Origin of the sequence: Candidatus Accumulibacter aalborgensis (genome assembly GCF_900089955.1) — a bacterium.
Taxonomy (GTDB): Bacteria; Pseudomonadota; Gammaproteobacteria; order Burkholderiales; family Rhodocyclaceae; genus Accumulibacter; species Accumulibacter aalborgensis.
This window is the reverse complement of record NZ_FLQX01000050.1, coordinates 1-3,951: the sequence shown is the minus strand read 5'-3', so window position 1 is coordinate 3,951 and position 3,951 is coordinate 1. Positions and strand designations below refer to the sequence as shown.

Below are 3,951 nucleotides of genomic sequence, written 5' to 3'. Positions count from 1 at the left end.
TACGGGCCTACCAAGGTACCAGGCCAGCGCTGGGATTTCACGCAGCATTGCCGAAAGGACACGCATCACCAGGGTCACGATCACTGCCGCCGCCTCGAAATAAGTCCCTATTGCACCGTCATGCTCGCGGAATTCCGCTGGAAACACGCCGGGGAAAAACACGGCGGCGAGGCTGAACCCATAGGCAAGGCCGACTCCGAGCCCGATCAGCGTGTACATGTTGAGGTCACGATGAACGAGCGATAAGCAGAATTTGCGCAGGATCGGCCAGCCGACCCATAGCACCACCGGTGTCCCCAGCACAAACTCGACCCAGCCACGTGGCCGCGGCTGCAGACCGAACAAGTCGTGAAGGCCGATCATCGGCGACATCGCACGGACGACGAGCGGAATTGACAACGCGATACCGAGCCATAGCCGGCGCGTGAGGTCACGCAATTCGGACTCGTCAGTGTTTACAGTCCGCGCGACCGGTACCAGCGCCATCCCGCATTTGGGGCAACTGCCGGGCTGCGGGCTGCGAATCTCCGGATGCATGGGGCAGGTATATTCGGCGGCACGCGGGATGGCCGCGACTATCGGTATCAGCGCCATGCCGCACTTCGGACAACTGCCCGGTGCGTCACGCACGATCTCCGGGTGCATCGGGCAGGTGTAACGAGGGCTGCTCGCTGCCGCTACAGCGCCTGGACGGGTGGATCCCGTGTGCGGATGATCGTGAGCGTGCGCCTGATGCAAATGATTCACCTCTGCCTTCATGGCTGGATCCTCGTGACTTCGTGGGTTGGGATCGCGCTTTGCGTGCTGTGCCGGCCGAACAGCACGGAACCTAGCGTTCGATAGACAACCACCATCACGGGCGGCAAGATCAGCCACTGCAATAGCGGGGAGAGACCAAGGCCAAAGATCATCGGCATGCTCGCCGTATAGCCCCAGTTGCCGACGCGATAGACGTTGTACCATTCGCTCCATGCGGTAAAAGCCATCGCGCCGATCACCACAATGGCGCCGCCTGTCCATGGGAGCGACGCTGGCCAGTCGGCGCGCCAGAGCACCATGCCGGCCAGCGCGAACATCACGAGTGCAATCACGACATCGCCCAGGGTGCAATGAAGCAGGGCCCATGCGACACTCATGCCGTCCGCTGCTGCCCAGATCGTATAGAGCCTGACCTGCGCGATTTCCCACATCAGATTCAAAACGAAGGCGAGCGCCGACCACAGGCCTGCACGTGCCATAGCGTTAACGACGCTCTCCCTGAGTTACTTGGCAGGCATCGGCGCCATTGCCTGATCGTGCTGCAACATTTGCTCCATCATCATCTGCATCATGTCCATGCGTTTTTCCATCATTGCCTGGTGCTGCATCATCTCGCCCCCTGCCATGTCTTTTTGGCGGCCCATGGCCATCATGCTCCCGCTCTGGCCACTGCCCATCATCATCGGGCCGCCCATGTTGCGCATCGTCTTCATGTTTTCCTGCATGCTCTGCATGTGCTCTTGCATCAGTTTCTGGCGTTCGTTCGGGTCGGTTGTCGTCCGGAGTTTTTCCATCTGCACCTGCATGGTTTTCATGTTCTGCTGCATCTGGGACATTTGTTTGTCCATGTCCATGCTCGTCGCCGGCTTGGCGGACACGGGTTTGTCCTGCGCCGATACGATAGGCGCCGACACGACGCAGGCAATGATTGCGGCAACCAGTATTGGGGTTTTCATGATGGTCTTTCTTTCAGAGTTGAAACGACAACAAGCAAAGCGCAGCGCCATGGCGAGCGAATTCCGTCCGCGCTTCATCTCCCCATCATCCCGCCACTCATCGTCCCGGTGGTCATTCCGTCACCAAAAAACAGCAATAGCAGGACTGCGGCGACTAACGCGATGACAAGAACCATCTTGACTGTAGCGTCCATGATAGGGGCTCCTTTCAGAGGGTGAATTGAAGCACGATGACACTCGGGGAATGGCTGCGATACGAACACCGCCTTTCGCCGCCGCCCAACAGCCCGCCCGTGTGTACCGTACTGTGTCTTGCCCACCGTGGTCAGTGGGTCACCGCACATAGGGTATGAATGTTCGGCTTTTGATCGCCAGGTATTTCGTTGTCGATGACGAGGTGATCTCCTCACCTGCGTTCAGAAGGCAAGCGTCAGCGTTGGCCATGGTCACGACGTAATGCGCCAATACCTGCGATGACCATGCCGACGATCCCGCTGATAATCATTCCTTCGCCGAGAATATGATGCCAGCCGCCCGTCGGCGTCAGCAGCAGCATCAAGCCGCCGATGACGAGCGCGGCGAAAGCGATGGAACTCGCAAGCCGCTCGAGATTGCGGCTGAAGCGAGCTCCGAGAGCCTCCAAACCCGGCAGTCGGCCGAGATCGCCGTCGGCGAAACGTCGGAGGACGCGTCGCGTGTCGTTGGGCGCATCGCTTATCAAGCGCTCCGTTTCGCGCGCCAGCTTGGTCGTCTTTTCCTTTATCCGCGCTGGTGAGAAGTGCTGTGCAATCAGGCGTGAGATCTCTTCGCGAAACGATTCCATGTAGTCATGGTCTGGTGCGAGTTGGCCTATCATCGACTCCAGGATGACGAAAGCTCGCGTCAGCAGGACAAACTCGCCTGGATTGTGTACCCCGTTCCGGCTTCCGGCACGCAACAGTGAATCGAATGCGTTCCCGATTGACACATTCGCCAGATTGGTCCGGCGGATTTCATGGAGTGCGGCCTTGATGTCTACCAACAGGGCTGCACGATTGACGTTTTCGCTCGCCGGAGCCATTTCGAGATAGGCCTCGGTGGCTGCCCGCGCATCGCCTTTGACAACGGCGTCGAGCAGCAGGATCAGCGATTCGCGCATTGGCTCGTCAAGCTCGCCGGTGTTCCCGAAATCGAGCAGGGAGAGCCGTCCATCGGGGAGAACGAAAACATTGCCGGGATGCGGGTCGGCGTGAAACAAGCCTTCTTCGAAGATCGTTTGCAGCATCAGCGTGACCAGGGTGTTCATCGATCGCGGCATCGTTTCGGGGTGCACCCTGGCGTAGAAATCCACCCGTTCGCCGGCCGAGAACTCCAGCGTGAGAACGCTTCCCCGCGAGTACTCCGCGACAACATCCGGAATCCAGAGGTCAGAGAAGTCTGCCATCGCGGTGCGAAAGAGCACGATGGAACGTGCTTCGCGATTGAAATCGGTCTCCCGGTCAAGACTCTTGGCAAACTCACGCACCACTACAGGGAGGTCGAGTACGCGTAGACGCGGAAAGAGCGTTTCGCCCAGTGCTACCAGGTAGCTCAATGCCGCGATATCCGTGGAGATCATGGCGCCAAGGCCCGGTCGCTGTACCTTCACCGCTACGCGCCGCCCGTCCGGTAAGGTCGCCTCGTGCACCTGGGCGATGGTCGCGGCGCCTAATGGCGTTTCGGCGAACGATGAGAACAACGCCGCTAACGGAGCACCCAGTTCGGCTTCGACCGTCGCGTGCACCGCGTCAATGCCAATCGCCGGCAATTGGTCGTGCAGCAGCGCCAGCTCATCAAGGTAGGCGGCCGGCAGCAGGTCGCGCCGCATGGCGCGAGCACTTGCCCGAATTTGAGGAAGACGAGCCCCAGTTCTTCGGCGGTTTCTCTTACCTCCTTCGGCGGCGGCCAGTGTCTCTTGCCGAACAGTGCCCCGAGAAGTTTGTGTCGGGCAAATACGCGCAGAACCTGCAGGAGTCGCGGCGCCACTCGCAGTATGCTGATCCTCTCCGTGTCGATCATTATCGCCATGGGATTCTCCCGACCGTGATGGGAAGGCCGTTCACCGGGTGGCGACCACTGTCGCGGTAAGGGGCAAGCTCGTCTTTCACATCATCCTCTCCTTGCGCTGAGACACCCCCGCTTATTGCTCGCGTCCCCTGTTACGTCCTCCCCTGGCCAAGGTCTAAGGGCTCCAAATATCCCGCGTACGGTCGGGAAG

At 59.8% G+C, this 3,951-nt stretch carries 4 protein-coding genes; all 4 read right to left on the bottom strand.

Annotated elements, in window-relative coordinates:
• A partial coding sequence (locus ACCAA_RS04410) for a heavy metal-binding domain-containing protein (RefSeq protein ID WP_281193162.1) occupies positions 1-759 on the bottom strand: 759 nt, incomplete at its 3' end.
• Entirely contained in the window at positions 756-1,238 is a 483-nt protein-coding gene (locus ACCAA_RS21910) for a hypothetical protein (protein ID WP_186406034.1), read from the bottom strand. The genes ACCAA_RS21910 and ACCAA_RS04410, both read right to left, overlap by 4 nt.
• Before the next feature lie 24 nt (positions 1,239-1,262).
• Positions 1,263-1,793 carry a hypothetical protein gene (locus tag ACCAA_RS04400; protein WP_245754429.1) on the bottom strand — a complete coding sequence of 177 codons (531 nt, stop codon included), beginning with the start codon at positions 1,791-1,793 and terminating at the stop codon, positions 1,263-1,265.
• Positions 1,794-2,145: 352 nt separating this feature from the next.
• A complete protein-coding gene (locus ACCAA_RS04395; protein WP_186406033.1) occupies positions 2,146-3,561 on the bottom strand; it encodes an ABC1 kinase family protein in 1,416 nt (471 codons plus the stop codon).
• Positions 3,562-3,951: the final 390 nt, after the last annotated feature.